This window comes from Arthrobacter sp. ISL-28, assembly GCF_018613875.1.
In the GTDB taxonomy this organism is placed as follows: Bacteria; Actinomycetota; Actinomycetes; order Actinomycetales; family Micrococcaceae; genus Arthrobacter.
In genome coordinates this window covers 99,391-123,177 of the sequence record NZ_JAGGPJ010000008.1, presented here as the reverse complement: position 1 = coordinate 123,177, position 23,787 = coordinate 99,391, and the positions used below count along the sequence as shown (strand labels likewise).

Sequence of the window (23,787 nt, the reverse complement as noted above, 5' to 3'; positions counted from 1 at the left end):
TCAGGCTCCCGCCAAGGCCCCACGGCAGGCTGCCGCCAAGGCGTCCCGATGCTCGTCCAGCCAGGCGAGCCGCTGATCCTCCAGGCGGATCTTTTCGTGGTCGTTGTCGGAAAGGAGTTCCCCGCCCAGGATGCGGCTGCGCCGCCCCAGGCCCCGCTTCAGCCGCTTAGCCTCCAGCAGCAGCGGCAGGGCCTCCACCTCGGCCGCCGTGGGCTCCACGTCCCGGCTGTAGGCGGCCAGCAGTTCGGCAACCCGGACGAGGTCGAGCGCCACCTTGTGGTCGGCCTGCCCGTGGAGGGTGTAGACCTTGCTGACGTCGTGGACGGCGACGGCGAGATCGAGGACCCGCACGTCCGGGTGGGCGCTGTCGAAATCCAGAACCCCTGCCACCTGGTCGCCGTCGAAGATCAGGCTGCCGCGCCGGGCGCCGCCGTGCACGACCACCCGTGGCAGGCGCGGTAGCAGACCGGTCAACCGCTCGACCAAGTGCGCCGTCCGGGCCCGCAACGCCGGATCCACCCCCTGTTCACTGCCCCGGGTGCGCAGTTCCATGAGCACGGCCGGCTCGGTCACCGCTGCGGGCTGGTCGGCGACGATTTGGTGGTACCTTGCGAGCGTCCGGCCCAGGGCCCGCACATGGGCCAGCGAGCCGTCCTCGAATGGAGTGCCTTCTACGCCGCGGGTTGTGATCCACAGCCGGCCGGAAAGCTCGACCTGGTCGGCGCCCGAGCAGGTGGGGACCACCTCCGGTGCGGGGAATCCCCGCTCCCGGAGCAGCCGCATCAGGCGCAACTGGGAGGTGAGTTCCTCACGCGACTTGGACCGGTAGGAGCGGCGCAGGTAGTGGACGCCGTCCCCGGCAGCCACGCGCAGGTGCTCGTTTTTGCCGCCTGTTACAGGGGTGACGGAGGTCCAGCCATCCAGCGGCCACAGGGCGGCGAGCTCGGCCAGCGGGAGTTCCTGCCCGGCACGGTCCAGCAGCACGCCTTCCAATGAAATCATGCTCCTGCCCGTCCCTCTGCGACGCGGTCGAACTCGTCCCGGTACAGCCGGAACAGGGCGTTCCCGCCGTCCCGCCAGTCGGCCTCCCCGCTTTTGAACTCTCGGTTGAGGCTGTGAAAGATGTAACGTGCCCAGTGGAAGCGGAGGTTTACCAGTCGGTCCCCGTCGGTCGCTTCCCGGTAGGCAGCGAGGAACTCATCGCATGGCCGGTCGGCCCGCCTGATGTCACCGGTGGCCGAGTGCACGCTCTGGCGCAACCGGTGCAGGAACTCGGCGACGTCGCGCGCCGGGTCGGCCGGTGCGCTGCGGTCCAGGTCTATGACCGTCACGATGTCCTCGGTCAGGAAGACGTGGATCGGCCTGTATTGCCCGTGGCTTTGGGCCAGGATGCCGTCCACCGTGTCCAGGGTGAGGGCGTCCAGGCGATCGAGCAAACCCAAGGCCTCATCGACGTAGCCGGGGTGGTCAGCGGCGACCTTGGCCAGCCGCTTGGCCAGGCTCGCCAGTTCTCCCGTCACCAAGAGGGAGCGCGGGGCCCCGGCCCGCAGATCCACGCTGTGCAGGTGGGCCAGCCATGATCCGGCGCGGGCGCAGCCCTCGACGAGTCCAGCGCCGTCGTCGAGCAGTTGCGACAGCGGCTGGCCCGGTGCTCCACGGCATAGCAGGACCTTCTCCTCCGCGTACCACGCCAGGGGCTCGACGGTCTGGTACTCGGAGCCAGCCCCCAGCCCGGCCCTGCGCAGCGCCTGCAACTTTGCGTGCACCGCAGGACCGTCCTCGAAGGGAAACAGCTTGGCGAACACGGGGGCGCCACCGTCGAGTTCGATCTGCACGGTGGCGGCCCCGGAACCATCCAGTTGGATCACCTTCGTCGTCCACGTCCCGCCGCCGGGCGTGAGGTCTGTGGCCAGATGCGGGCGGACGTACCGGTCGAGGAACTCCGGGGTGCAGACCCGTCGGGCGCGATCGATCTGCTGCTCCTTCACCTGACGGTTCTGGATGCGGTTCTGGGTGCGGCTCTGGATGCGGTTCATTCGTCCTCCTTAAATGGTGAAGGGGGTTGTCGGTGAGCCAGCGCACTAGGGCGCATTCGCGCTTAAGCACCAGCGCGAATTTGATGCCGTCCTTGGGCTGCTGGGGGACTATCGTCTGCTTCGTCAGCCGGTTGTTGCACTTCTTGCGATCACGATCAGGCGCCTGGGCTTGGAAGACCCCGGGTATGGGCGCCACGTCCGCCTCCGCCAGCACGGTCCGCTGCGGTAGTGGCGAAGGAATGTCCGGCCGCGGGCACGGTCGACCCGGCCGGGGAGCGGCCGAATCCCCTAGCGGCAGAAGGACCTCAGCGCATAGCCAGATCCAGGCCCTAAAGGTCTTGCGCGGAGCGGTCCAGGTGGATCGCGCTGTCCAGGATGCGCTGTACGGGCGGGGCAGGATAGCCGTGCCCGCGCGGGTGGTCGATGAGGGCGCAGTCGAACTCTGCCCTCACCACCGTCTTCAGGTTGTGGGGGCGGCGCCGGCTGGGAGATGGGCTCGGTCATGGTCGGGCTCCCCTCCGATGGGTCTGGTCTGCTTCGACGTCGCGAGAAGGGCTGGCGTGACGCCCGTAATCGGCGGCGCCGTCATTCATAGCCAGCCGGGAGCCGATGATGCCCTGGAGAAGGCACATCTCGGCGTAAAGTCCGCCCGCCGCGATGAGTCGGTGGTGGGTACCGCGTTCCACCACCCGCCCTGCGTCAAGGACGACGATCTCGTCCGCGGCCATCGCGGCCGCCATTCGGTGCGTGATGATTACGGTGGTCCGCCCCGAGGTGACGTGCCGCAGTGCGCGCAGCACAGCGTGCTCAGAACGGGCGTCCAGGCCAGTCGTCGGCTCGTCGAGCACGAGGACCGGGCAACCTTGCAGGACCGCGCGCGCCAGTGCCAAGCGCTGTCGCTGCCCTCCTGACAGCGTCGTCCCGCGCTCGGCCAGGATCGTCTCGTAGCCGTCCGGTAGGGCCTGCACGAAGTCGTGCGCCTGGGCTACGCGGGCAGCGTGCTCGATCTCGTCCGCGGAGGCGCCGGGACGTGCGTACGCGATGTTCTCCCGCACGGACACGCGGAACAGCACGGCGTCCTGCGTGACCAGCCCGACCTGGGTGTGCAGGCTCTCGCCTGTCAGATCGCGCAGGTCCGCGTCGTCCAATAGGACGCGTCCGCTGGTGGGGTCCTGTAGCCGGCACAGCAGGGCGGCGATCGTCGACTTCCCCGCGCCCGTGGGCCCAACGATCGCGAGGGTGTTGCCTACCGGCACCGTCAGGTCCACGTCCCGCAGGACGGGGCGGTCCTTGGTGTACGCGAATCCGACCCCGTCGAGGCTCAACCTCTTCTGTGGCCGCCCGGCAGCGCGGGCACCTGGCTTGTCCTGCACGTCCGGGCGGTGCCGGAGGGTGTCGGCGATGCGAGCCGCGCGGACGCCGGCACGGGTCAGCTGTGCGGGCAGCTTGGACAATGCTCGGGTGGGGCCGAAAAAGTCACGCAGGTACGACGTGAAGATCACTAGGTCGCCGGGGGTGAGGGCACCCTCCAGCACGCGCTGGGCCCCAAGCCAGATGAGACCGGTGGTGGCCACGGCCACCACCGCGTCCACCGCGGCGCCGAAGGCGGCGCTCGTGCGCGCCGAGCGAAGTACAGCCGCCACCGAGGCATCGGAATGGCGCCGGAAGCGGCGGGACTCGTGCCCTTCCCGCCCGGTGGCCTTGACCAGTTTGATTGCCACCAGCGACTCCTGCGCTACCGCCGCTAGACCGCCCTCGCTCTCGCGGGAGTTCTCCTCCACCGCCCGGATGCGGGCGCGGAAGCTGGCGACTGTGAGCAGGAGCAGGGGCAGCACCAGAAGCAGCGCCACGCTGAGCTGCCAGTCCAGGACCAGCAGCACCCCCGCCATGCCGGCCAGCGTGAGGACGTGCGTCGAGGCGTCGACGAACGTCACGGTAAGCAGCGCGCGCACCTTGTCGACGTCCCCGGTCAGGCGGGTGGTCAGTTCACCAGTCGGCGTCCGCTCGTGGTAGCGGAGGGGCAGCCGCTGCAGGTGATCGTACAGCTGTGTGCGGATGGCTGCGGCCACGCGTTCGCCGACCACGGTCAGGGTGTAGCTCCGCGCGGCCCCGACCAGGGAGTCCAGGACGGCGATGCCGGACAGTGCCGCGACGACGAGGACGAGGATGTGCTGTATGTCCTGACCAGCCGTATCGCCGCTGGGCAGCAGCACTTCGTCGAAGAGATACTTCAGCGGCCACGGCTTGAGCAGGGCGACACCAGTACCGGCGACGGCGAGTAGCCCGGCCAGCAGGCAGCCGGGCCATTGGGGCCGCAGAAACGGCCCGAAGGTGCGCAGGATCATGCGGGCGTGCATGACGGGAATGGGGGAGGCGCCCGATGCGTGCGGAGTTGCTGCGGCATCGGGACCCGTGTCCCGGGTGCTGGATCGGCTCATCGGTACCCGCCCCCTGCCGCGGCCTCGACGGCCGCTTCCCAGGCGTCGAGCCAGTCAGGCACGAACCAGGAGTTCCTGACGGGGCGGACCACAAGGCGGTAGAAGAGCACCTCCGCGAAGGTGCGGGCCACGTATGCAGGGGCGGAACGGACTGCGCCGGCGTCGCCACCGCCGTCGGAGTAACCGTCCAGGAAGGCATCCACCCAGGGCGCGGCGGCCCCCAGGCTTCCGTGCCGCGAGGCACCCATGGTCAGGGTCTGCCCGATGAAGTGGCCGAGGTCCCGGGCGGCGGGGGCAAGGGCGGCGCGGTCGAAGTCGATGACCACGATGCAGTGTCGGTCGAGGTGGATGTTCTTGGGCTGGAAGTCCCCGTGGGTGACCACCCGTGCGCCGCCGGCGCGGACCAGGCCCTCCAGCGTCCCCGCCGTGAGCTCGCCCAGTCGGACGGCGGCCTGCGGCAGCAGCCCGGCCAACGCTGCCGCATACTCGGTGAGCTTGAGTCGCTCGAAGCCCACTGGAAGGTCGGGCACGTGCACGCCCCGGACATCATGAAGTCGGGCCAGCCAGCGACCTGCCCGTCCAGCCTCGGGTGCGGCCAGCCTCGGGTCACCGGTCAGGAGCGAGTGCAGCGTGGTGCTCGGTGCTTCCTCCTGAGCGAGGAGCTGACGGGTCGGGTCGAAGCCGTATGGCGTGGGGACCCGCAGTTCGGGGTCGTCGAAGCCGGCATGACGCAGGCTTCTCAGCAACCTCCACGCCTGCTCGCCACCGCCAACGCGGTAGCCCTTGCCGATCACGGCCAGAGGAGCCGAGGGGCCGGTTCCGGAGTCGAGGGTGACGGTCCATCTGACCACCGGGCGGCTGCGGGAGGCGTGCACGACCGAGCGTGTGAGCACCTGCGATGGACCGGGTGGCAGGGCATCGAGCGGTGGTGGCGAGGCGAGCAGCGTCTCGGCGATCGCAATCCGCTCAGCCCGTGAGTCATCGGCAGGCGTGTCCGCGACAGCGCCGATTCCGGCGGTCACTCCCGGCCTCCAATCGGGTCACGGGCGGTCAGCTCGGCGAGCCGTTCCCGCCCCTCCTGCACGGCTGTTCCCGCCATGTCGTCGTCGGTGTCGCCGACCCCGATGAGCAGGTGGAAGGACCGCGCATCGGCACGTATACGGATGAGCACGCCATGACCTGGTTCCGGCCCGGTGGGGTCGCACCAGATGGTGTCCTCGTCGCGTGCCAGAGCGACCCATACGCCCGATCCGCGGTTGCTAGCGCCGCGCCAGCTCCGTCCTCCGCTACGCTGCAGATCTGCCACTCCGTGGCGGAGCAGTCGGTAGTAGTCCGGCGACAGGCACGTCTCGATGGTGATCCCGGATGCTGCCGCGGGCAGGTCATAGGCCACCAGCAGTGCGGGGCTGACGTCGTCCATGATGATCCGCTTGCGCAGCCCGTGCAGCGGACTGTTCTCCTGCACGTTCCTCAGCTCCACCCGGATGGCTCCGTCACCGGAATGGATGCTCACCTCGTATCGGTCGTGGACGCCCCCGCCGTCCGCGAGTCCGCCGGGGTGGTTGGCCGGGACGTCCATGTAGGCATTCATCTCCTCTTGGCGGTTCCAGTCGTCTGTGGGGTTCCCGATTACCAGCACGCCACCGTCCGGGCCGCGGCATGCCAGGTAGACAAGACGCCCGCCATGTTCCGGCGCCAGCACGGCGAACAGGTGCTCGCTCCTCAGCACCAGTTCCTTCGTGCCGTCATCGTCGACGTCGATCAGTTCGGCCCCGAGCGTGCGAGTTGTGCCACCGAACCACCCGGCGGCCGAAGCCAGCACGCTGGCGGCCCGCCCATGGCTGGCCACCGCCTTGGCCCAGGCGGCAGGTAGTCGCTCCGGCTGGTCCGTGTCGTGCCACGCAGTCTCGTATGCCGAAGCCAGCAGGTGTTTCCAGGCCAGCGCCATCAGTCGCGGCTCGGCGCCGGCACTCTCCGCGTCTGCCACAGCGCGGCGGGCCTGGGCAAGGTGCCTCTGGTAGGGGGCCCATGCAGCGTCCTGGCACCAGCCCGCGTAGTCCTCTCCCGCGTGCCAGTCCTGTGCAAGCTCAACGAACGTGCCGCGCTCCACCACGCGGACGCCGGGGACACGTCGGCGCTGACGGAGCCACGACGGCAGATCCACCGGTATCAGATTCGGCTGGGTGGCCAGCCAGCGCAGGAACTCCTCGTACCGTCCGAGGGCACTCGGGTGCCAAGGACCCACCCCGGCGCTCTTCTCCATGTCGTCGGCGTACACCAGGACGGTGTCATCACCGGGGGCGGTGGGGAGTTCGGCCGCCCGGGACAGGCTGCGCCAGTGGCTTCGGTCCTCCGGAGGAATCCAGTAGCGCAACCGGGTAGACATCGGCACGACCTGCATGCCGTTGCCGCCCTCGATGCGGTAGGGGCGCAGGGCGTCGGCCGGGGGAGGGCTGGCCGGATCAGCCCCGTCGAAGTCCGCCCTGTCACTGCCTCCGTAGGCACCGTCGGTGGGATACAGCAGCCGGTCATCGAGCAGGACGTACCGATAGCCGCCATTGGGTAGAGCCGGGTCGGTCAGCACCCCCGCCAGTCGGTCGGTGTCCCACACCCGTTCGGGGATCCAGCAGATCTCCAGATCCTCCGGTGTGCAGCCAAGATGGCGCCGGTACAGCCAGAACAGCTCGTGCAGCTGTCGCCGGTTAAACTCCGGGTCAAAGGCGGTGAGGACGTTCTCGGAGTACGTTCCGCCGACGAGCGAGAGAAGGCCGACGTCGCGCAGGCGGCGAACGTTCGCGAGGAACCAGGGGTGGTGCCACGCGGCCGCTTCGAGCATCGTCCCCGACAGGTGGAGGTTGACCGGGGTGCGGTACTTCTCGTGCAGCCGCAGCAGCGCCGCGTACCCGGTCACGAGCGAGGTCAGGCCCTCCCGGTCCTGATAGCCGTCGGTGACCAGATACTGATTGGCGTGGTGGACGAGCGCCAGGGGAAGCGGAGCCGGACGCGGCCTCGACCTGGGCATCGGGATGCTGGACGCTGCGGCGCTCCGGATGACGTCCGCACTGCGGCGCGAGCGCACGGCCTCGTCGTACAAGGCGACGTATTCGCGGGCGGGGGCCTGCCAGGAGAAGTCCGCCCCCATCGCCCGACGCTGCAGGCGATGCCACTCAGGCGCGCAACCGTAGACCGCGAGTGCGTTGTCAACTGCCGACAGCATCGACGCGACGCGGCGCTGGACGAAGACAAACCCCAGCCCCACGTCCGGATCCTCGGCGTAATCCTTCACGGTGTCCGCGAGGCCACCGGTCCGACGGACGACGGGGATGGTGCCGTACCGCAGGGCGATCAGCGGTGTCAGTCCGCAGGGCTCGAAAACGGACGGCGCCAGGAAAAGGTCCGAGCCAGCGTACACCTGTCGGGCCAGGGATTCCCTCGCCGTGGGGTGGTACGCCACGCTGCCCGCGAGACGCCGAGCCGCGGCCTGCAGATCACGTCGGTATCGGTGCTCCCCCTCGCCCATCACCACCACTTGGGCACCCCGGGCCACGAACTGCTCCAGCGCGGAGGACAGCAGGCCAACGCCCTTCTGCGAGACCAGCCGGGCGACCATGCCGAAGAGCGGACGGTCCGGCGCCCGATCCAGTTTGCTGATCCGCTGTAGAACCTCCTTATTCGCGCCCTTGCCACTGACAAAGGAGCCGTCGTAGCGCGTGTCGATCCATGGGTCCCGCTCGGGGTTGAACTCCTCGTAGTCGATGCCGTTGAGAATGCCGCGCGCGGAGTCCCCACGTGTGCGCAGCAGCCCGTCCATCCCTGCTCCTTGTGCTGGCGTGAGGATCTCCTGCATGTAGCGGGGGCTGACGGTGGTGACCCGATCTGCGAAGGCGATGCCCCGCTCGAGCAGACTTCCTGCCGGGGGTAGTCCGATCAGCTGGTCCGTCGCGGCTCCGACTCGCCCCTGATAGGCAATGTTGTGGATCGTGAAGACGATCCCGGTGGGGTCCAGCGCCCGCCGGTGGGGCCCCTGCCGGGCTTCCTGGGCCACGAGCCCGCAGTGCCAGTCGTTGCAGTGGATGACGTGAGGACGCCACGCGTCCTGGGCCGCCAGCGTCGTGACGGCCTTGGAGAACAGCACGAACGGCATGACCTCGTCGTCCTGGTAGCTGTAGGGTATCTCCCGGTCGAACCACCCCGGAATGCCAAGCGTCAGGACCTCCACCCCGCCCAACGGCGGTAGACGGCGGACTACGACCCGCTCGGCGAGCGGGCCGAACGGCACGTCGAAGGTCAGCACCGGGCTTCCACCGAGCCCTCGATACGCCGGGATCACCAAGCGGATGCTGAAGCCAAGCTCGGCCAGTCTCTTCGGCAGCGCACTACTGACGTCAGCCAGCCCGCCCACCTTGACGAACGGGTAGGCCTCCGCGCTGGCGAACAGCACGCGCTGCGCCCGTAGCGACGGAACGGGTAAGAGGTCCTCGGCCGGATCGGCTTGGTAGAGCGGGCCGCCGGTGGTCCCGTGGCTGCGCGCAGTCGGGTCAGCGCCCATCGCCTGGGCATCCAGGACGATGCAAAATCACCCCGGGGGTCCCTACCGGTTCCAGGTCATGGCGCAGGCACAGCCGCTGGCGTTCGAACTCCGTTCCGCCGGGGGCGACACGCCCTGCAGACCGCGCTCGATAACCACAAGCGCCCCGTACAGGTTCAAGCTTCTCAAGCCCCGGAATGCCGGCCGCGGCCGCGAAAACGATCAAACGAAACTCAAGTCTCCAGCGGACAAACCAACCGCTCATATCCTCAGCCCCCATCGCCATCGGAACAGGCACCATTGCCGGTTCCAATTACTGATGCGCCTTATTCAGGATCACGCGCAGCGGCGTTGCTGCGCGTGAATGCCGAGCTGCCTCCCTCAACCCTGCACGTCCCCAACATCCCGGGGACGGTACTGGCCGCGCCATGGATCAGGCGCGGCCAGACGGTGAGTTATATTTCTACGAATAGATTCAATTCGTGGACAAGCGAAACCACGCCCATTCTGGCACAGGGAATTGGGCATATCAACGGAACATTGCCCGTTTGAACATGCATCTTTGCCTCAGGCGCAGATTTATCGTTGCATCACGATCAAATGCTTTGAAGTTGCCAAATCAGGCCGAGGGAGAGTTTCCCGACCACAACCAGAACCCCAGGACCGGTGGGCTCAGGACAGCTTCGACGCGAACGTCAACGGGCCACAGAGGGCACCAGTTCTGGCACTATCGCACTGGGTGCAATTTCGCCGGGTTCAGGCTTGCACAATCACGGGTATCGGTGGAGATCCTTGCTCTTACGAGGGATTGGGGAGCGGCCACGCCTTTCCTGGAAATTGAGCCGCTTGAATGCCGGCGTGGGAAGTGCTTCCAGAGAGTCAGATAGAGTCCGGTAACTGGATTCCGAATCGGGTAGGTAGGTAGTCGCCGAGTCGAAAATGCAGGTTCTTACTGTTGGTGCGCCGGTGCGGGTACCTACCTACTGCCGTTTCAGCAGGTATGAATTGCCGTAATTGAATTAGTCCGCGGAGCGCTCGCGGTGTAAGCCAGTTGTTCACTGCTGGGGAATTGTGACTGCGTATTCCGTCTTTGCCGCCCGAACGGGTGCAGCCTTTCCTGAACAGTGAACCTTACCGGACGATGATGTCCTCCAGCCTCACAGAAGCCTTCATCACGGCGAAGCGCATCATCCATATCTGGCCCGGCCGCATTCGTAACTGCCTTTGGCCATGACGAGGTCCCGATCGTCGCTGGATTTCGCGGAGGGACTATGCGAAGGGTATCTGAGTCATCCTGCTGCCGAAACTGTTCCGGCTTGGCTGGGACGGCATTGCGCCGCTGGTTGATCCCTATCCGCCGCGGTTTCAGCCGGCAGGGCTTTAGCGCAGTCCCCCAGAATCCCATGGCCGTAGGCGGGGCTGAAGGTCCAGGTAACCGTGACGCTGGCGCCGGCAGTGGTCTGCGCCCTGTCGGCCTGTTTGGCAATCCCGGCCGCCAACGGCTTCCCAGCGCTCGATCCACTCCGATGGCGGGGTAGCCGCGGGGCTCGTGCCGTCAAACACCCGGACGCCAACCAGCATCGCGCCGTTGCTGGCGGTGGTGATGCTGGCCGTTGAGACATTCGCAGTCGTTGAACCGCGGACGGTTATCCCGATGAGATGCGCCGACGCTGGGCGTCCTCGATGACCGGTGTTCCGCGGCCGGACCTGAGAGCCTCGAAGCATTCAATCATGATGCAACGATTAACCTTTGCCTGTAGGCAAAAATGCCTGATCCAACCGGCATTTTCCGTTGATATGCCCAATTCCCTGTGCCAGAATGAGCGTGGTCTCGCTTGTCCACGATTAGCTCTACCTAATTCGGATAAGAAATATAGCTCACCGTCTGGCCGCGCCTGATCCATCACAACGCGGCCAGTACCGTCCCCGGAATGTTGGGGACGTGCAGGGTTGAGGGAGGCAGCTCGGCATTCACGCGCAGCAACGCCGCTGCGCGTGATCCTGAATAAGGCGCATCAGTAATTGGAACCGGCAGTGGTGCCGTTCCAATAACGATGGGGGCTGAGGATATGACCGGTTGGTTCGTCCGCTGGAGTCTTAAGTTTCGTTTGATCGTTTTGGCCGCTGCGGCCGGCATTCTAGGGCTCGGGTTGACGAGCCTGCCGTCCATGCCAATGGATAGTCTTCCCGAATTTTCTCCACCGCATGTGGAAATTCAAACCGAGGCGTTGGGCCTCTCCGCCGTCGAAGTCGAGCAGCTCATCACGTCTCCTATGGAGGCCGACCTGCTCAACGGGGTCGCCTGGCTCGATGAAATCCGTTCCGTGTCCGTGCCGGGCCTGTCATCCATTGAGATGGTCTTTGAGCCGGGAACAGACATACTGCGTGCCCGGCAGCTCGTCGCCGAGCGCCTGACGCAGGCGTTTGCCCTGCCGAATGTGTCCACCCCACCGGTCCTGATGCAGCCGCTGTCCTCGACGAGCCGGGTGATGATGGTCCAGATGTCTTCCGAGGACGTCTCCCCGATCGACATGTCGGTGCTGGCCCGCTGGGACATCAAACCGGCGCTCATGGGCGTTCCAGGGGTAGCCAACGTTTCCATTTACGGCCAGCGTGAGCAGCAGCTGCAGGTCCAGGTCGACCCCGCGAAGCTCCGTGCGCAGAAAGTGACCCTAAACGATGTTGTGGAGACGGCGGGCAACGCTGTCTGGGTTTCACCGCTGAGCTTCCTCGAGGCATCAACCCCGGGTACCGGCGGGTTCCTGGAATCGGCGAACCAGCGCATCGGCATCCAGCACGTTCTTCCCATCCGAACTCCGGCGGACCTGGGGAAGGTCAGCGTCGAGGGAAGCACCAACAAGTCCCTGAAGCTGTCCGACGTGAGCACCCTGGTAGAGGATCACCAGCCGCTGATCGGTGACGCAGTGACCGGAAAGTCTCCGGGCCTGCTTTTGGTGATCGAGAAATTCCCGGACACCAGCGTCGCGGAGGTGACCGCAGGAGTTGAGGAAGTTCTCGACGGTCTGCGCCCTGGCCTGTCAGGCATTACGGTGGATTCCACCGTTTTCCGTCCGGCGTCCTTCCTGGAGTCGGCTGCAAGCGGGCTGGGCCTGGCTTTGCTCGTGAGCCTGCTGGTGGTGACTGCCGCGGTCGGGCTGGCCTTCCGGTCCTGGCGCTACGCGTTGCTGGCATTTGTCGCCATTTCCGTGGCCGCCATGGCTGCGGCACTGGTGCTGCAGTTCCAAGGGGCCGTCCTTAACACTATGGCCTTCGCCGGCCTGATCCTGGCGCTAGTGGTAGTCATTGGCGACATCATCACGGATCTGCACAGTTTCCGCAGGGACGCAACGGACGAGAAGATGTCCCGGGAAGATCTGCTCGCTCACGGGCTGCAGCGTTCGCGGGTTCCTGTGCTGTTTGCCGGTCTTGTGGCGTTGTTGGCGCTGGCGCCGGCGTTGTTTGTTCCCGGTGTTGACGGAGCCTTCCTGAAGCCCCTGGTGTTGTCGTATCTACTCGCAACGGCGGTGGCAATGCTGGTGGCACTGACGGTGACGCCGGCGCTGGGGAGCCTGCTGCTGCGGACTAGCCAGCGGCCACGGCGGACCACGCCTCTGGCGCAGAAGCTGGGACAGGGCTACGGCCGATCCACGGGATCCTTTGCCAAGAAGAGCTCCGTTCTGGGCGCTTCCGTCGCGGCGATACTGGCCATTGTTGCCGTGGCGCTCGTGCCGGGATTGACAAGGGACCTGCCACTCGTGGGCGCCATTCCTGACCGCACGTTGCTCGTTGAGTTGGATGCGGCGGCAGGAACGGGACCGGACGTCATGAACCGCCTAATGACCAAAGCGGGTGAGGAACTCAGCACTGTAGAAGGCGTGGCGAAAGTCGGCGGCCATACGGGCCGGGCCGTCACCTCTGACCAATCCTCCAATGTGAGTGCCGGAGAACTCTGGGTCACCATGGACGAGGGCGCCAACATCGGCGACGTCCGGGCTAACGTCCAGGAGATCGTGGCGGGCTACCCGGGGCTGAACGCAAACGTCACCACCTACCCGGAGCAGCAGGTCGCCGCGGCCAAGGCTCTTGATGAGCGTCCGTTCCGGGTCCGTGTGTACGGCGTTGACTTGGCCATCCTGCGGGAGAAAGCCAACGAAATCCGCGACATCCTGTCCCGCACGGGAGGCGTCGCCAACCCGACCGTGGAAGTCACGGCCGATCAGCCCGTGGCCGAGATCGAGGTAGACCTTGCGAAGGCTCAAAAGGAAGGGGTCAAGCCCGGCGACGTACGCCGTGCCGCCGCTACTGTTCTGCAGGGCATCGAGGTCGGGTACCTGTTTGAGCAGCAGAAGGTCTTCCAAGTCGTCGTCAAGGGCACGGCGGAAACACGCAACAGCCTGACCAGCGTCCAGAACATGCTGGTCGACAAGCCCGGAGGCGGTCAGGTCCGCCTCGGTGAGGTTGCCAGCGTCAGGCTGAGCCCCAACCAAACGGTCATCCACCACGACGACACGTCCCGGCGCATCGATGTTGTGGCTGACATCCAGGGCCGGAGCCTGGCGGACGTAACGTCCGACGTTCAGGCGGCCATCAAGGGAATGCAGTTCCCGGTCGAATACCACGCCGAGATTCCCAAGCAGTATGGCGAGCAGCAGGCAGCCGGCTCACTGATCTGGTGGCTTGCGGCGGCGGCAGCGGCGGGCATCCTGGTGCTGCTGCTGACGGTCCTCGGCAGTTGGCGGCTCGCAGGACTCGTGTTCGTGCTCCTGCCGGTGGCATTGCTGGGAGGCATCATTGCAGCCTGGCTGACGGGGGGCTTCGGATCCCAGTACGTCCTCGTGGCCCTCGCAGCCGTACTTGCTTTCGCCGTCAGAGACGCCGTCATATTGATGGGAACCTACCAGTCCCTGCAACGGGAGGCGCCAACGGAGGCTCCGGGAGTGCTGATGAAACAGGCAGCTTCGGAGCGTCTTCAGCCGACGGTGCTGTCGGCAGTTATAACGGGCCTGGCGCTGGTGCCGCTGGTGCTGCTCGGCGGGGCTGTCGGCTCCGGCATGCTGCTGCCCCTGGCGCTGATCGTGTGGGGCGGTCTGATCACGTCGGCCCTGCTCACCCTGTATGTCCTGCCGGTTCTCTTCCTGCGTTTTGGTCCGGCTGCCAACACGGACTGGGGAAGCTCATTGGTTAATAACGGACGGGTTCTGCCAGAGAGGTCGGAATTGTCATGAAAAGCAATAGTGGTTTTGGGGGCTGGCGTTCTGTTCTCGTGCTGGCCTGCGCAGCATCAATTGGCCTCTCCGGATGTGCGGCAGTGAAACCTGCCGCTGTTCCCACCGGGGAAGCTCCAGCCAGCATGGAGAAGGTAGGGGACCTGAACCGCCTGACTCTGACGGACAAGGCAGTCGAAAGGCTCGGGCTGACCACGGAGAAGGTCACCAAAGGCAGTGCCCTGGAAGTCCCCTACGGGGCACTCATATATGACGGCGCCGGCAAGACCTGGGTTTACACCAACCCCGAGCCAAAGACTTACATCCGGGCCGCGGTGATAGTGGACAAGATCACGGGCAGCAAGGTCCAGCTCCGGTCCGGTCCGCCGGCCGGAACCGACGTTGTTACCGTGGGTGCTGCGGAACTGTTCGGCGCTGAGTTCGGCACGAAGGGGCATTGACATGCGCCGGATTGTCGGGTTCAGCCTGAAATTCCGCGCCTTGGTGGTGGCCATCGCGGTGGCAATAATGGCGTTCGGCGGCGTCCAGCTCAGCACGGCTTCAGTGGATGTCTTTCCCGAGTTTGCGCCCCCGAAGGTAGAGATCCAGACCATCGCCATCGGTCTGACCGCTGCCGAAGTGGAGCAGTTGGTGAGCGTTCCGCTCGAAGACGCGCTCAACGGCGTCGAGGGCTTGGACGAGATTCGCTCCAAATCCGTGGAGCAGCTGTCCTCTATCGTGCTGATTTTCGAACCGGGAGCGGACCTGCTCAAGGCCCGCCAGCTCGTCTCGGAACGCATCGCCACCGTCACGCCGTCGTTGCCCACCTGGGCGGCACCGCCGATGATGCTGCAGCCGCTTTCGTCCACCAGCCGGGTCATGAAGATTGGGCTGAGTTCGGATGAACGCTCGCTCATGGAAATGTCCATGATCACCTACTGGAAGATCCGCGCCCACCTGCTGCGTGTCCCTGGTGTGGCCAACGTCGCCATCTGGGGTGAGCGCCTGCAGATGCTTCAGGTCCAGGCCATCCCGGACAAGATGAAGGCCCACGATGTCACCCTGAACCAGGTCATGGATGTCACAGCCAATGCTTTGGACGCAGGCCTGTTGCAGTATTCGCCGGGTTCCGTCATTGGCACAGGCGGCCACATTGAGACGCCGAACCAGAGGCTCAGCATCCAGCACGTGCTGCCGATCACCACGCCTAAAGACCTCGCGGAAGTCGTCATCGAGGAGAAGAACGGGAAGCCGCTCCGCCTCGGTGACGTGGCCAAAGTAGTGGAAGACCACCAGCCGCTCATTGGCGACGCTGTGATCAACCAGGGCCCGGGACTGATGCTCATCGTTGAGAAACTTCCATGGGGCAACACCCTGGAAGTCACCAGGGGTGTGGAGGCAGCGCTGGAGCAGATGAAGCCGGGACTCAGCGGCATCTCCATTGATACGGAGATTTTCCGTCCGGCGACCTTCATAGAGGAGTCCCTGGACAACCTCAGCCGCGCGCTCCTGCTCGGCTGCATCCTCGTCGTAATGGTGCTGGGAGCGTTCCTCTTCCAGTGGCGGACGGCGCTCATCAGCCTGATCGCCATCCCGCTCTCGCTGGTGACGGCGGCGTCCGTCCTTTATCTCACGGGCACTTCGGTCAATACCATGGTCCTGGCCGGGCTCGTGATCGCCGTCGGGGTGGTGGTGGATGACGCCATCATCGATATTGAAAACATCATCCGAAGACTCAGGCAGCACCGGGCGGAGGGCGGAACCCGCTCCACCGCTTCAGTGGTGCTGGAGGCATCCCTGGAGGTCCGCGGACCGATTATCTACGCCACACTGATCATCATCGCCGCGGCTGTGCCGATCTTCTTCCTTCAGGGACTCACGGGCGCTTTCTTCAGACCGCTGGCCATTTCCTACACACTGGCGGTGCTGGCATCAATGGCTGTGGCCCTGACAGTGACCCCGGCCCTAGCGCTGATCTTCATGCGTAAGGTCCCGTTAAAGGAGCAGGAACCACCCCTGGTCCGGGTGCTCAAGCGCGGCTATCACAAGGTCCTGAGCAAGGTCGTCCGGCGTCCAGCGGCAGGTTACGTGACCTTCGGCGCGATGGCGGCCGTGGGCGCCCTCACCGCACCGCTGTTGGGGCAGTCGTTGCTGCCTGACTTCAAGGAACGCGACTTCCTGATGCACTGGCTGACCCAGCCGGGCACGTCCGTGCAGGAGGAGTACCGCGTCAGCCAGAAGGCCTGCGAAGAACTGTTGACCATCCCAGGGGTCCAGAATTGTGGATCCCATATCGGGCAGGCTTTCAACGCGGACGAAGTGGTGGGGGTGTATTTCGGAGAGAACTGGATCAGCATCGATCCTGCTGTGGACTATGACAAGACGTTGGCCGCAATCCATGAAGTTGTGGATGGTTATCCCGGGATCGTGCGCGACGTCCAAACCTACTTGAAGGAGAGGATCCGCGAGGTTCTGACCGGCGCCAGCAACGCCGTCGTCGTGAGGCTCTACGGGGACGACCTGGGGCTCCTGCGTTCAAAGGCAGCCGAAATCCATGCGATCTTTGAAGCGACCGAAGGAGCCGTCGGCACCAACACGGCGCTGCAAAAGGACATTCCCCAACTCAATATCGAGGTCGACCTGGAAAAGGCCCAGAAACATGGGCTGAAGCCGGGCGATGTCAGGCGGGCTGCGGCGTGGCTGGTCGCCGGTGAGGAAGCTGGCGACGTCTACCGGGGCGGCAAGGCGTATGACGTCCAGGTCTGGAGCCCGCCGGAGGTCCGCTCCGATGTCACCGCCATCAGGAACCTTCCCATTGATACCCCCAGCGGAGAGAAGATCCTGTTGTCCGATGTCGCAAGCGTGCAGGTCAAGCCCACCCCGAACGTCATCCAGCGTGATGCCCACTCAAGGCGTATCGATATCCAGGCCAACGTGAAGGAAGGTCAACTGGGCGCAGTGGTTGCAGCGATGGAGGAAGGGCTCAAGAAAGTGGAGCTTCCGCCGGGCTTCCGTACGCAAATCCTGGGCGAGTTCCAGGAACGCCAAGCGGCAACTAACACGCTGCTGACCCTGGCCATCGGGGCCCTGGCTGTGATTTACCTGCTCCTGCAGGTAGCCTTCGCAAGCTGGCGCTTGGCCACACTGGTCATCCTCACGCTGCCAATCGCGCTCGTCGGCGGTGTCTTCGCCGCCTTCCTCGGCGGTGGTGTCCTGTCACTGGGCTCGATTGTCGGCTTCTTGACAGTCATGGGCATCGCGGCCAGGAACGGCATTCTGCTCATCAATCACTGCCAGCACCTGGAGAAATATGAGGGCATGAAGTTCGGGCCCGAACTGGTGCTGCGCGGTGCAGGTGAGCGGCTCTCACCGATCCTGATGACCACCCTTGCTACCGGGTTGGCCCTCGTTCCGCTGGTGGTCCTGGGTAACATTCCGGGCCACGAGATCGAGCACCCCATGGCACTGGTCATTCTCGGCGGGCTGGTGACATCCACGCTGCTTAACCTCTTCGTGGTTCCATCGCTCTACCTGAGGTTCGCCAAGTCCCGGAAGCAGCGGGAGGAGGCGCCGCCCCGGGAACCGGAGCTCGCCAGCGCCTGATTAACCGTCCATACAGTAGCTAAGCCCACCGCCGCCCACGCCCCGCCAAAAGCGGGAACGTGGGCGGCGGTGGTGCCGGCACGGTGTGGCTTTCACTTCCGGCACGGCGGCGGCGCAATTCCAGTGCGAGGCTTTGCTGGCCCCGGGCCATGGCCCACCTGTGGTTGGCTGAGAACGCGGGCTTCAGCAGCCAGCCCAGGCGGCGGAGCAGCGGCTTGCTGGCGCTGACCTGCCAGTCATATGTGATGACGGTTTCCGGGCCGTCCTGTTTGAAAATCCAGCGGCCCGTGCCGTTGAGATCCCCGGTGGCCCGAATCGTGAAACCCTTATTCGTGATGGGTGAGGTGACGGTCAACGTCCAGCGGAGGGTGTAGGGGAACCACCCTTTGGTGTGCAGCCTGGCCATCCGCCCCACCCCATTTTCCCTGCCCGCATGGAGGGGTTCCACCGACAGGTAGACGGACGGCCACCAGTCCGACAGCGTCGAGGCGTCGCCCAGGATGGTTGCCACCTCGTCCGGTGTCCCGGCCACGCGCCACACGGTCCGGAAGGCGTAGTCGGTACTCTTGGTGCGCTCGGTCCGCCGTGATTCCACAGGTTCCTCCTCATGGGTGCCGGTCTGAAGTCCATTCAAGCGCCGTTGGCCGCCGGGCTCAATGCCCGGTCTACGACCTTGTGCGGGGCGGCCTGTACTGGCTTAACACCCCGCCATAGACTGCTGACGTACGTCGCTCTCTAATGCAAGGAGAAGTCATGAACTACGCTGGGACCGGCAACGAGAAAGCCGTGGCGGCCACCGATCTCAACAGGACGCATGTCGGGCTGACAGTCAGCTTCCAGCCAGACGACGCCACCCTGGTGTTTGGCCGCATCGGGGCCATCGTGCGCAAAGACACCGGAGTGGTCATCGCCCTGGAGGGAGTGGATGGCACGGCAGGGCTGCAGACGAATTACAGCGTGTCCCCGACCCAGAACGTGTACGTGCAGCCGGACATGCTGACCAACACCGAGTCCACCATCAAGGATCTGTTTGGCAAGGTGCAGGAGAACCTCCGCGGCCACAAGGGGGACCACCGGCCCGACGCCACGTAGCGCCGGTGGTTGAACCAAGAAAAGCGGAAAAGCATGGCCTTGGTTCCCTTCAAACAGGGAACCGGGGCCTTCCTCTTTGGAGACGGGCTAAGCGCTGACTTAGCACGCTGAGTCTTCACAACCGGATGTGGTGTGGCTGGCGGACTCTCCATTGAGGCCTCGCCATCAAGCAGCCCAGGGACTGTAGCGGGTTCGGCGTCACCGGCCATCGAAAAATGGGGCTGATGACGGCCGGCCGCGGCTGCTTCACGACCGGCCGCGGATTCCGCCAACGCTGGGATGGCGGAATCCATATCCACCCGGAAAACTTGCGAGATCGTCGGTGAATACATCTGTCCGGTGCCGGTACGGCCCCTTGCCCGAACAACGGTATGACCCCTGAACCGGCCAATCGTGACGCAGCCAGTCGCAGTACGCCCCGGCAGGGCATCAAGCTGCCGGGCGTGCTGGTCAGTTTGGACTGTGGCCGTCGCAGCCTTGGATCGGGTCCCGGATAGGTATCGTGCAGTGCGCTTCCACTTCCTTGGGGAGTCGTTTGGCGCATAGGCGTACCGACTTGTGCTAGCGGATCGTGGCTTCAGTGATGGCTGATGCTCCCAGACCCCAATAGTCCAGCGACTTCTTGTATTCCGGGGTTTCCAGAACGGACTGGATGGCCTTCTGCAGGGCCGGCGTCAAAGGTGATCCCTTCTTCAGACCCATGGCGGCGTTGGTGTTCGTGCGGGTATCCACCTGTGGAGTCAGAACCGTGAAGGAGTTGGGCTGCTGGATCTGTGCCCAGGCCAGAGCACCGGCGTCGTAGAAGACACCGTCGACCCGCTTGGAGTGCAGCTGGGTCAGGGCATCCTGGACGTTGGGAAGGGTCACGCCGTTGATGGCCGGCTTGCCTTGGGAGGTGCAGGTCCACTTCGAGACGTTCGGCAGGTACTCCAGTTGCTGCGCGGAGCCCTTGGTCACGGCAATATTTTTGCCGCACAGCGTGTCGTTGGTCAGATTGAGCGGATTTCCTGCGGCTACCAACACGGATGAGCCGTCCTTAAGGTAGTCGATCATGTCCAGGACCTTCAGCCGCTCGGGCGTGGCCCACATGGTGGTGGCGGTGAAGTCGTACCGGCCGCCGTCGATTCCGGGAACGATTGTGTCGAACGCCGTGTTCTCGAACTTCAGCTTCAGGCCCAGTTTCTTGGCCACCAGGCGGGCGAGGTCCGGGTTAACGCCAATCGGCGTGACGTTGTCCTCGGCAAGGAACGTGGTCGGCGGGGAGCTCAGATCCATCGCCACGGTCAATTCACCCTTGTCCTTGAATGACTGCGGCAGCAGTGCCACCGCGGCGGGATCCGGCTGGATGCCCTCTGAGATGTCACGGGTGTTCTGTGTCTTGGGGATTTCCGTCGCTTGAGTACCCGCTGCCGTGCCGCCGCAAGCGGTCAGGGCCAGGAGGACAGCAACCCCCGCAGCGGCGGTCTGGATCTTGTATCTGGTCTTCATGGTGCTTCCTTTCAAATGGTTTCAGCTGGAGTGGTCCGGCCATATGCCGCTGGGACCAGCCGCCGGAGGAGATGATGGCGTGCTCGAAGGTCCGGGACTTCTCGCCGGAGGTGATGACGACGCTGTCGCTGGTTTCGTTGATGCTGTCGATGGGTGTGTTGGTGTGGACGGTTGCGCCGTTGGGCCTGGGTGGCGGCTGCAACTGCCTGGTCGGTGCGCAGAGCACCGTCCTGTGGGTCATAGACGGCGATGACGTCGAGGCGGAGGGTGCGCTGGGGGTAGCGTTCGGCCATTTCCTCATCGCCGAGGATTACGTGCTTGGCCCCGTTGGTGCCGATGGTGTCCAGGGGGCTGGGGATGTAGGGGTTGTTGGCTGTGCGGATGGAGAGTCCGCCGCTGCGGGTGAGGAGTTCTGTCCGGTTTCGGCTTTGAGTTCGGACCAGAGGCTGCGGGAACGTTCCAGGATGGGTAGGAGTCGGGGGTGCCGGGGTTAGATCATGCGGATGTGGGCGGGTGTTCCCGCCCACGGCGCTACGGCCGTGGGCGGGAGACGCGGCTTCGAACCCGGTGACGGAGCCGGACAGGCGCGATGCCTGCCACAGGACCGGTTAGAGGCCGAGGTGCTCGTTGACCTCGTCCAAGGACTTCAGGGTGGTGTAGTCGTAGCCTTCAGTGATGGGGTCAAAGCCACGGTCCAGCATCACCAGGTCCCTGAAGCCCATGTCGTGCATCGGCATGTGGTCGTACCGGCTGTGTGAGGAGATGTGCAGGAAGTCCTCCGGGGAGGCGTTCAGGCTATCGAGCATGTACTCGAAGGCCTGGTAGCGCGGCTTGTAGGCCTGGGCCTGCTCGGCAGTGTAGACGGCGTGGAAGTCAGCGCCGAGCTTGGGAACGCTGACGTCCAGGAAGCTGGTGTCTGCATTGGACAGGATCACCAGCTGGTAGTTGTCGCCCATGAGCTTCAGCGGGGCCGCACGTCATCGTGGGCACCCCAACCGCGTACAGCCTCAGCGAATTGTGCGCCGGCACCTTCGGTAGGCCCAATGCCAAACCGCTTGCACGCCCGGTCAAAGGAGTCCTGAAGGATCTGCTCGTAGGGCTTGTAGTCGCCGCATACCTCGTCGTACCGGTACCCCCAGAACACCTTCTCGAAGGCAGGCCACTGCTCGTCTGAGATGCGGCCATCAAGCAGCCGACGTGTGGTGGGATCGATGTCGAAGTCGATGAGCGTGCCGTAGCAGTCAAAGGAGATGTACTTCGGCCGGAAGTTCGTTGTTGCCATTATTCGTCCGTTCGTTGAGATTTTGTGCGAGGCCGGGAATGTTGGCCAATCAGCTATCGGTCGTTTGAGCTGTCGGATCTTGATTCGCCAATGAATCTGAATGCCTGAGGGGCTGGCTTCACTCTAGGCGCGGGAATTGTTGACTGTCTACGATTTTTTCCAACTATTTTAAACGAGAATCATTTGCTACGATTCGCCTTCGCTCGTCGCTTTCGTCCAGCGTCGCCTTCCCGCCACGGGTTCCGCACCGCCCTCAATTCCGCCCCCGAGGGCTACTGACGGATCTCAATTTCGACGGGGCACTGGCCGCAGGGGAAGCCTGCGAGGACGGGATCCTGCACGAAATGCACGCCAGCGCCAGGGATCTGCACCAGAGCTGTGACATGTTTGTTTGGCCCGAGCTCCTGGAAAGCCGGTCCCCGGACCGAATGGCGCGCCCAGGGGAATGGTGCGCCCAGCCCGGGTGGAGAGGCCGGTCAGGGATGCCTGTCAGCTGGAGTTTGCAGTGACCGGATGGCGCTGAATCTGAGCAGGGCTCCGTCGCACCAGGACACGCGATCTTCGGCTGACAACTCGGCCCGCATCACCGCACGCTCCCTTTTGGCTTACCGCACGCAGGCGGATCCCGCGGGCTGCTGCAGTTCCTCTCGACCAGCCTAAGATTCCGCACCGGGCGATCCAGCCGATCCGGCTTGGTGACGACCAGCGTGTCTCCGGGTCCCGGACATACTCGAGACCTGGTCATCGCGGGCCGCAGCGCAAGGACATGCAACGCGTGAAAACCGAGAACTTCAATTAAGTCAGATGTAAACAAAACAAAAAATGAAAACTGTTGACACTTTATTCAGGCCGGAACTATTGTGTTTGAAGACACACAAGCATGTGATTCAACACATAGGGTTCGACTAGACGAGGTGGGCGATTAGCGTGGTAGCTCCAATGAAGGTAGCTGTGGTGGGAGTTGGCACGATGGGCGCCCAGGTCCTGTGGCAGTTGAGCAAGCGTGGCGTGGACGTGACCGGATTCGAAACGTATGCTCCGGGCCACTCCCGCGGGGCCGCCGGTGGGGAGAACCGCCTCTTCCGCAATATCGAACTGGAAGAGCCCGGCTACAGCCCGATCGTCGCCCGGGCGGACCGCATTTGGGATGAACTCCAAAAGGAATCCGGCCGCGAGTTGCGGACCCTCACGGGCACCCTCGTCATGGGATCGCCGCAGCACGAACAGATGCAGACAGCATTGCGCAATGCCTTGGAAACGGGCATTGACCACGAAGTCCTGGATGCGGACGCATTGGCCCGCCGTTTTCCGCAGTACGGGCTCGACGACGGCGATCTCGCAATTCTGGATGTCCGCAGCGGCTTCGTCCGGCCCGAGCTCACCGTGTCAACAGCTGCCCGGCTCGCCGAGGCGCGTGGCGCCTCAGTTGTCAGTGACACCACGGTGATCGCCGTGAAGGGAACGCGAAGCGGCGCCGTGGTGACCACCACCGAGGGGGACCACCATTTCGACCGTGTCATTGTGAGCGCGGGTGGATGGACGACCAAACTTCTGCCCGAGTTCCGCGAAATAATAGAAACAAGGAGGCTGATTTCCAGCTGGCATTTTGCGGCAGACCCAAATTATGTTCCCGGAATTCTTCCTTTTATCCGGACCGAACCGACATATTGCTATGGAATTCCCACCGTCGATTACACGGCAATGAAAATAGGGCTTGGATATTCCTCCCATCTTGAGGTCGATGACCCTGACAAGGTGGAGCGGGTCGTCCGTCCCGACGAACTAGCGCCTTTCCAGGAGATTATCTCGCGTTACCTGCCCGGCCTTGACCTCCACTCGATGCGGACCGAGACGTATCTGGAAACCTACACGGCGTCGCGGCGGGAATGGATGGGCCCCCATCCGGACATGGACAACGTCATCGTCCTCTCAGGTTTCTCCGGCCACGGCTTCAAGATGTGCCCTGCCATCGGTGAAATCGGCGCCAATCTGGTTCTTGGCGAACCTTCACCTGTGGACCTGGGCTTCCTCCAAAAACTTAATACCGAAGGGCCGGTTCTTACTGAGCCGGCCTCCCGGTCATAAATTCGCGCAACGACGCGCGTCTAACCAACCC

At 64.5% G+C, this 23,787-nt stretch carries 16 protein-coding genes; 5 read left to right on the top strand and 11 right to left on the bottom strand.

Annotated elements, in window-relative coordinates; translation table 11 throughout:
• From J7E80_RS07375 to J7E80_RS07355, 6 genes are all read right to left on the bottom strand, one after another.
• Positions 1 to 1,002, bottom strand: a complete 1,002-nt coding sequence (locus J7E80_RS07375; RefSeq protein ID WP_215050826.1) for a phosphotransferase enzyme family protein — start codon at positions 1,000 to 1,002, stop codon at positions 1 to 3.
• Positions 999 to 2,036: a phosphotransferase family protein gene (locus J7E80_RS07370; RefSeq protein ID WP_215050825.1), complete on the bottom strand. Its 1,038-nt coding sequence runs from the start codon at positions 2,034 to 2,036 to the stop codon at positions 999 to 1,001. The genes J7E80_RS07375 and J7E80_RS07370 overlap by 4 nt, the downstream gene beginning before the upstream one ends.
• 329 nt (positions 2,037 to 2,365) lie before the next feature.
• Positions 2,366 to 2,491, bottom strand: a complete 126-nt coding sequence (locus tag J7E80_RS24225; protein ID WP_285291824.1) for a hypothetical protein — start codon at positions 2,489 to 2,491, stop codon at positions 2,366 to 2,368.
• A gap of 45 nt (positions 2,492 to 2,536) precedes the next feature.
• The gene (locus J7E80_RS07365; protein WP_215050824.1) at positions 2,537 to 4,474 is read right to left on the bottom strand and encodes an ABC transporter ATP-binding protein; all 1,938 of its coding nucleotides are present in this window, start codon (positions 4,472 to 4,474) and stop codon (positions 2,537 to 2,539) included.
• Positions 4,471 to 5,496 carry an aminoglycoside phosphotransferase family protein gene (locus tag J7E80_RS07360; RefSeq protein ID WP_215050823.1) on the bottom strand — a complete coding sequence of 342 codons (1,026 nt, stop codon included), beginning with the start codon at positions 5,494 to 5,496 and terminating at the stop codon, positions 4,471 to 4,473. The genes J7E80_RS07365 and J7E80_RS07360 overlap by 4 nt, the downstream gene beginning before the upstream one ends.
• Positions 5,493 to 9,023, bottom strand: a complete 3,531-nt coding sequence (locus J7E80_RS07355) for a glycogen/starch synthase (RefSeq protein WP_215050822.1) — start codon at positions 9,021 to 9,023, stop codon at positions 5,493 to 5,495. The genes J7E80_RS07360 and J7E80_RS07355 overlap by 4 nt, the downstream gene beginning before the upstream one ends.
• Before the next feature lie 2,033 nt (positions 9,024 to 11,056).
• Here J7E80_RS07355 and J7E80_RS07350 point away from each other — a divergent pair.
• From J7E80_RS07350 to J7E80_RS07340, 3 genes are read left to right on the top strand one after another with little or no spacing between them, the layout of a single operon-like run.
• A complete protein-coding gene (locus J7E80_RS07350; protein WP_311380777.1) occupies positions 11,057 to 14,227 on the top strand; it encodes an efflux RND transporter permease subunit in 3,171 nt (1,056 codons plus the stop codon).
• Entirely contained in the window at positions 14,224 to 14,667 is a 444-nt protein-coding gene (locus J7E80_RS07345) for a hypothetical protein (RefSeq protein ID WP_215050820.1), read from the top strand. The genes J7E80_RS07350 and J7E80_RS07345 overlap by 4 nt, the downstream gene beginning before the upstream one ends.
• Before the next feature lies 1 nt (position 14,668).
• Positions 14,669 to 17,809 carry an efflux RND transporter permease subunit gene (locus J7E80_RS07340; RefSeq protein ID WP_215050819.1) on the top strand — a complete coding sequence of 1,047 codons (3,141 nt, stop codon included), beginning with the start codon at positions 14,669 to 14,671 and terminating at the stop codon, positions 17,807 to 17,809.
• A gap of 19 nt (positions 17,810 to 17,828) precedes the next feature.
• Here the strand turns inward: J7E80_RS07340 and J7E80_RS07335 are convergent, their stop codons facing one another.
• Positions 17,829 to 18,404, bottom strand: coding sequence for an SRPBCC family protein (locus J7E80_RS07335; RefSeq protein WP_215050818.1), 576 nt, complete (start codon positions 18,402 to 18,404; stop codon positions 17,829 to 17,831).
• A 158-nt stretch (positions 18,405 to 18,562) separates the two neighbouring features.
• Between J7E80_RS07335 and J7E80_RS07330 the strand changes: the two genes are divergently transcribed.
• Positions 18,563 to 18,901 (top strand): hypothetical protein, encoded by a 339-nt coding sequence (locus J7E80_RS07330; RefSeq protein WP_215050817.1) that lies wholly within the window; start codon positions 18,563 to 18,565, stop codon positions 18,899 to 18,901.
• 561 nt (positions 18,902 to 19,462) lie between these two features.
• Here the strand turns inward: J7E80_RS07330 and J7E80_RS07325 are convergent.
• From J7E80_RS07325 to J7E80_RS23700, 4 genes are all read right to left on the bottom strand, one after another.
• Complete coding sequence (locus tag J7E80_RS07325; RefSeq protein ID WP_215050816.1) at positions 19,463 to 20,389, bottom strand: ABC transporter substrate-binding protein; 927 nt, start codon at positions 20,387 to 20,389, stop codon at positions 19,463 to 19,465.
• 11 nt (positions 20,390 to 20,400) lie between these two features.
• Positions 20,401 to 20,916, bottom strand: a complete 516-nt coding sequence (locus J7E80_RS07320) for a hypothetical protein (RefSeq protein ID WP_215050815.1) — start codon at positions 20,914 to 20,916, stop codon at positions 20,401 to 20,403.
• Positions 20,917 to 20,997: 81 nt separating this feature from the next.
• Positions 20,998 to 21,345, bottom strand: a complete 348-nt coding sequence (locus J7E80_RS23705) for an HAD hydrolase-like protein (RefSeq protein ID WP_251036594.1) — start codon at positions 21,343 to 21,345, stop codon at positions 20,998 to 21,000.
• A gap of 5 nt (positions 21,346 to 21,350) precedes the next feature.
• Positions 21,351 to 21,671 carry a hypothetical protein gene (locus tag J7E80_RS23700; protein ID WP_251036593.1) on the bottom strand — a complete coding sequence of 107 codons (321 nt, stop codon included), beginning with the start codon at positions 21,669 to 21,671 and terminating at the stop codon, positions 21,351 to 21,353.
• Positions 21,672 to 22,610: 939 nt separating this feature from the next.
• Here J7E80_RS23700 and solA point away from each other — a divergent pair.
• The gene (solA, locus tag J7E80_RS07310) at positions 22,611 to 23,756 is read left to right on the top strand and encodes an N-methyl-L-tryptophan oxidase (protein ID WP_215050814.1); all 1,146 of its coding nucleotides are present in this window, start codon (positions 22,611 to 22,613) and stop codon (positions 23,754 to 23,756) included.
• Positions 23,757 to 23,787: the final 31 nt, after the last annotated feature.

What these genes read in the sequence shown, in the direction of transcription:
- J7E80_RS23700 (WP_251036593.1), bottom strand. Translation starts at nt 21,671, where the DNA reads ATGGCAACAACGAACTTCCGGCCGAAGTACATCTCCTTTGACTGCTAC.
- J7E80_RS07370 (WP_215050825.1), bottom strand. Translation starts at nt 2,036, where the DNA reads ATGAACCGCATCCAGAGCCGCACCCAGAACCGCATCCAGAACCGTCAG.
- J7E80_RS07345 (WP_215050820.1), top strand. Translation starts at nt 14,224, where the DNA reads ATGAAAAGCAATAGTGGTTTTGGGGGCTGGCGTTCTGTTCTCGTGCTG.
- J7E80_RS07375 (WP_215050826.1), bottom strand. Translation starts at nt 1,002, where the DNA reads ATGATTTCATTGGAAGGCGTGCTGCTGGACCGTGCCGGGCAGGAACTC.
- J7E80_RS07365 (WP_215050824.1), bottom strand. Translation starts at nt 4,474, where the DNA reads ATGAGCCGATCCAGCACCCGGGACACGGGTCCCGATGCCGCAGCAACT.
- J7E80_RS07350 (WP_311380777.1), top strand. Translation starts at nt 11,057, where the DNA reads ATGGGGGCTGAGGATATGACCGGTTGGTTCGTCCGCTGGAGTCTTAAG.
- J7E80_RS07325 (WP_215050816.1), bottom strand. Translation starts at nt 20,389, where the DNA reads ATGAAGACCAGATACAAGATCCAGACCGCCGCTGCGGGGGTTGCTGTC.
- solA (WP_215050814.1), top strand. Translation starts at nt 22,611, where the DNA reads ATGAAGGTAGCTGTGGTGGGAGTTGGCACGATGGGCGCCCAGGTCCTG.
- J7E80_RS07340 (WP_215050819.1), top strand. Translation starts at nt 14,669, where the DNA reads ATGCGCCGGATTGTCGGGTTCAGCCTGAAATTCCGCGCCTTGGTGGTG.
- J7E80_RS23705 (WP_251036594.1), bottom strand. Translation starts at nt 21,345, where the DNA reads ATGGGCGACAACTACCAGCTGGTGATCCTGTCCAATGCAGACACCAGC.
- J7E80_RS07330 (WP_215050817.1), top strand. Translation starts at nt 18,563, where the DNA reads ATGAACTACGCTGGGACCGGCAACGAGAAAGCCGTGGCGGCCACCGAT.
- J7E80_RS07355 (WP_215050822.1), bottom strand. Translation starts at nt 9,023, where the DNA reads ATGGGCGCTGACCCGACTGCGCGCAGCCACGGGACCACCGGCGGCCCG.